General features: G+C 33.0%; 3 protein-coding genes and 2 pseudogenes. 3 read left to right on the plus strand and 2 right to left on the minus strand.

From position 1 onward, the window contains the following. Positions 1-38: 38 nt before the first annotated feature. Positions 39-468 (plus strand): annotated as a pseudogene (locus JR053_RS04990) (transposase); the annotation flags it as partial. A 122-nt stretch (positions 469-590) separates the two neighbouring features. Here JR053_RS04990 and JR053_RS04995 read toward each other — a convergent pair. Next, entirely contained in the window at positions 591-1,559 is a 969-nt protein-coding gene (locus JR053_RS04995) for a hypothetical protein (RefSeq protein WP_010404907.1), read from the minus strand. Positions 1,560-1,683: 124 nt separating this feature from the next. Between JR053_RS04995 and JR053_RS05000 the strand changes: the two genes are divergently transcribed. Next, a complete protein-coding gene (locus JR053_RS05000; RefSeq protein WP_010404910.1) occupies positions 1,684-3,141 on the plus strand; it encodes a TrkH family potassium uptake protein in 1,458 nt (485 codons plus the stop codon). Positions 3,142-3,212: 71 nt separating this feature from the next. After that, positions 3,213-3,770: a dCTP deaminase gene (dcd, locus tag JR053_RS05005; protein ID WP_006012513.1), complete on the plus strand. Its 558-nt coding sequence runs from the start codon at positions 3,213-3,215 to the stop codon at positions 3,768-3,770. A 155-nt stretch (positions 3,771-3,925) separates the two neighbouring features. Here dcd and JR053_RS05010 read toward each other — a convergent pair. After that, positions 3,926-4,266, minus strand: a pseudogene (locus JR053_RS05010) (transposase); the annotation flags it as partial. Positions 4,267-4,325 lie beyond the last annotated feature (59 nt).

Below are 4,325 nucleotides of genomic sequence, written 5' to 3' on the forward strand. Positions count from 1 at the left end.
TGTCAGTTAATTCATGCCTGTCAGATCAAGTCTAAACTATTACAAATCAGATAAGAAATTCACTGAAATATGTATCGAGCAAAAGTTTTCATGAATGATTTGAAAAAAACATATCAAGTAGAGAAATAGCCGAAAATTATTTGCTTGAGCTAGAGGAAAAATGGGGAGAAAAATATACTTTAGTTTTGGGAGAATAATTGGGAAAATCTGTCTAGTTATTTTAAATATTCCGGCCCTGTAAGAAAGTTAATTTATACCACAAATCCTATTGAGGGACTACATAGACAGATCAGAAAATTTACTAAAACCAAGGGCTCATTTACTAGCACAAATGCCTTGTATAAACAGGTATATTGTGCTATAAAGAAGGCAGGAGAGAAATGGACTATGCCTATACATGATTGGGCTTTAACTATCTCTCAACTTGATATCTTTTTTCCTGGTAGGTTAAAAATCGAGTTGAACTAAAAATGCGATTTGACACAGTTTATTTAACACTCCCTTTTTATTCTGGATACTAGGTTAAAAATAGAACGTTTAAATTTCTTGTTTTATTGTTATCATACTTAGATTTCCTAAGAACTTATTTACTACAAAATACAACAAGTTCTATTTATTTGAGAAAGTTGTGCGTCTTGTAGAACAGATTTTGTTGTAGGTTTCTCTGTAGCTATTTCAAGGTTTTCTTCTATGCTTTTTTGTTCTCTGTAATCTTTAACTTCTTGAATGAAATCTTCAAGCCACTTCTCACTACCTATCTTGGCATGTCGTTGTTGCTCACCTTTAAGAAGTTTTATTACAGCTGCATCTTGATTTTCAGGCACTCTTTGATATTTAAGCCACAAGTCACAAATATCAGGAGGAGCTTTTTTCAAATGAGCTTCAAAGGTTGCTTTTGTGTCTTTTGTACTTTCTTCTTGTTGATCTTGATGGAATTTAAACCAGAAATTGCGAATATCAGGAGAAGCTTTATCCCAAAGAAGTTTAGTAATTTCTTTTATATTTCTCAGATCTTCTTGTTTCAATCTTTTACCATCACCTATATATCGTTTATTAAGACCAACTTGCAGAGGATAAAGTAAAAAGGTAGTTTTGCTCTGTGAATGTATAGGTCTATTTAAAATCATTGCTAGATTTGTATCACAATCTTCTAATACTGCTTTAACTTTTTTAACATCTAAATAATCTATTGCTTGACGTAATTTGTGGTGAAGATCACTTGTTCTCTTTAAGTTTTTCACTTTTTGCATATGCGAATCATCATTTCCTTTCGCTTCTTGCATAGCTATATCACACGAAATACTCTCAATTTTTTGCTCCATTTTCTGTATACATTGATTAATTTCCTTTTGATTTTTTTTGAATATAATCAACTGTGAAGTGGTACAAGGGTTAGGTAGATCGTCTTTAAACTCTTTTTGTATATTACTAGGTAATTCGCTTTTCAAAACTTCTTGTATATCGCTATCGTAATTATTTTTTATATTCTCAAAGTTGCCTTGTATAGCTTCACTAATTAATGAATCTCGAATGTTTTTTTGTCTGTCAGTTAATAACATACCTTACCTCTATCTCTTATGGCAAATTTAGCGCTATAATTATACGTATTTATAATCAAGTCAAGAGAAAAAATTAGCAAAGCGGTTGAAGTTTTAATAACATATAGCTTTCACAGTACTGTCTATGGAAAGTCTGCAAGTTTTACGTTCAATTGCGTTTATTGTGGGAATTTTTCTATTGTTGTTTGGCGTAGCAATGCTTATTCCTGCTATTACTAATAATTATCTAGGTTACGAATGGAAAAATTTTCTGGTTGGATTTATAGTTACCTGCACATTTAGTGCGATTTTTATTCTACTGGGTAAACTAAATAGGGTACATGGAATGCCGGCAATTTTTGCGATTACCAGTTGTACCTGGATTGCATTATCTCTATTTGCAGCTATTCCATTTTATCTTGATAGTTTAAGCTACATTGATGCACTGTTTGAAGCAGTATCTGGGATTACAACCACAGGAGCAACTGTTCTAAGTTACATCGAGCAACAATCTCCGGGGATACTACTGTGGAGAGCAATGCTGCACGGTATAGGTGGTTTTGGAGTAATTACAGTAGGAATTGCAATTTTTCCCATATTTAAGGTTTTGAGCTTAAATAATTTACTCTATTCTGAGTACTCAGATGCTCTTAAAAGAAAGTTACCACATACGCGAAGCGTAGTAATACATATTGCAGAAATATATTACTGCCTAATTTTATTGTGCATATTTTCCTACTATCTAGCTGGCATGCCATTATTTGACGCAGTATGTCACGGAATGTCCGCTGTATCAACTGGTGGATTTGCTAACTATAACGATTCTATAGGCTACTACAATAACCCTATATTGGAGGTCATAACAATTATCTTTATGATTTTAGGCTCTTTACCTTTTCTGAGCTATTTAAAAATTATAAGACGATTAGACGTTTGTTATGATGAACAGGTCTCTTACTTTATTAAGATAGTTGTTATCTCATCTTTGCTTGCTTGTTTTTGGTTATATAAAAATTTTGACTTAGGAGTATTTTTATCATTTAGGTACAGCACATTCACCATTACCTCCTTTATCACATCAACTGGCTATGTAATGTGCAACTACTTGAATTGGAGCTTTATTTCAGTCTTAGCTTTCTTTTTAGCCTTTATTGGTGGATGTGGTGGTTCTGCTAGTGGTGGAATCAAAATCTTCCGTTTAGTCATTTTTCTAAAATCTATAAGGAATTACTTTAGCTCTTTATTAAATCCAAGTGAAAGCGATAGAGTAAAACTCAATGGTAAAATACTGGAGAATGATGAAGTTCAATCTGTCTTTACGTTTTTTGCGATTTACATGTTAACGTTCGCTATATCATCAATAGTGATGTCTTACTTGAGCAATGCGGACTTTATAACTAGCATCAGCTCTGTTTCTGCAATGCTTACAAATTCTGGCCCAGGATTTAGTAACCTAATAGGTCCTTCAGGTAATTATTCCTCCTTTAGTGGTGGAGTAAAGCTATTTCTATCGTTTTTGATGCTGCTTGGCAGGCTTGAAATATTGCCAATTTATTTTTGTATAGGTAGTTTATACTGGAAACTTTGCCATTCCAGAGTGTAACGCTAATTCAGGTTTACATTTAAATTCTATTACATATTATTATAAGTATTACAAAACTTTAAAGGACAATTATGGCAGTTATGCCAGATAAATGGATAAGGGAAAAGGCTGAAAACTCTAGAATGATAGAGCCTTTTGTGAATCATAAAAGCAGTAAGGGTGTTGTATCTTTCGGATTATCATCTTATGGCTATGATGCAAGAGTTAGTAATAAGTTTAAGATTTTTACTAATGTTAATTCAGCTATTGTAGACCCCAAGAATTTTTCTGAGAATAGTTTCATAGATAAGGAAACAGATGTATGTATAATCCCACCAAATAGTTTTGTACTTGCCAGCACAGTGGAGTATTTTCGTATACCAAGGAATGTACTGGTAATTTGTGTTGGTAAGTCAACTTATGCAAGGTGTGGTATTATAGTAAACGTCACACCTTTAGAGCCTGGATGGGAAGGTCACGTCACACTTGAATTCTCGAACACCACTCCACTTCCTGCAAAAATTTACGCTAATGAAGGCGCATGCCAATTTGTGTTTTTAAGCGGCGAAAGTGAATGCGAGAAATCATATGATGATATGAAAGGAAAATATATGAACCAACATGGTATCACTTTGCCGTTAGTTAAGTGATTACTTTAGATGCATTTCTTTATTAATTGATATCCTTTCAAGCCGCTAATACTGATTGCATTTGCCTAGTTACAAAAATAATGTCTGTGCTAAAACATGCTCATATATAGCTCTTTTTCTAATAGTTCGAATAGCTGGATATTCTTTCTGGCTCAATTTTTTATAACAAACCAATGGTTTGATTAAAATCAGGAGAATGTGGAGGCAGATATATAACTTCAGCACTGACACTTTTAACAAATTCACTTATTTTCTATGAAAAGTTGCATTATCCAAAATCACCCAGCAAAAAGTTTGAACTAGCTATTAAAAACGTCTGTATCGCAGTAGCCTTCAAAAATCATAGGCGCCATAATTTTTCCCTTATTCAAAGCTGCAATCATACTAATATGCTGACTTTTGTGTTATCAATTCCAGATTAGTCGATATATACAAGAATTTCAGTGTTTTTTGTTGCTATGAGTTTTTTAAGCTCAGCACGTTTTTTCTGCGTCCTTAAATAGTCCTAATTTGTAATAGTTTAGACTTGATCTGACAAGCAAACAAAGTAAGATA

Source organism: Wolbachia endosymbiont of Nasonia vitripennis (genome assembly GCF_048054115.1).
Taxonomy (GTDB): Bacteria; Pseudomonadota; Alphaproteobacteria; order Rickettsiales; family Anaplasmataceae; genus Wolbachia.

Coding starts and splice junctions, on each gene's coding strand:
- JR053_RS04995 (WP_010404907.1), bottom strand. CDS start 1,559: ATGTTATTAACTGACAGACAAAAAAACATTCGAGATTCATTAATTAGT.
- JR053_RS05000 (WP_010404910.1), top strand. CDS start 1,684: ATGGAAAGTCTGCAAGTTTTACGTTCAATTGCGTTTATTGTGGGAATT.
- dcd (WP_006012513.1), top strand. CDS start 3,213: ATGGCAGTTATGCCAGATAAATGGATAAGGGAAAAGGCTGAAAACTCT.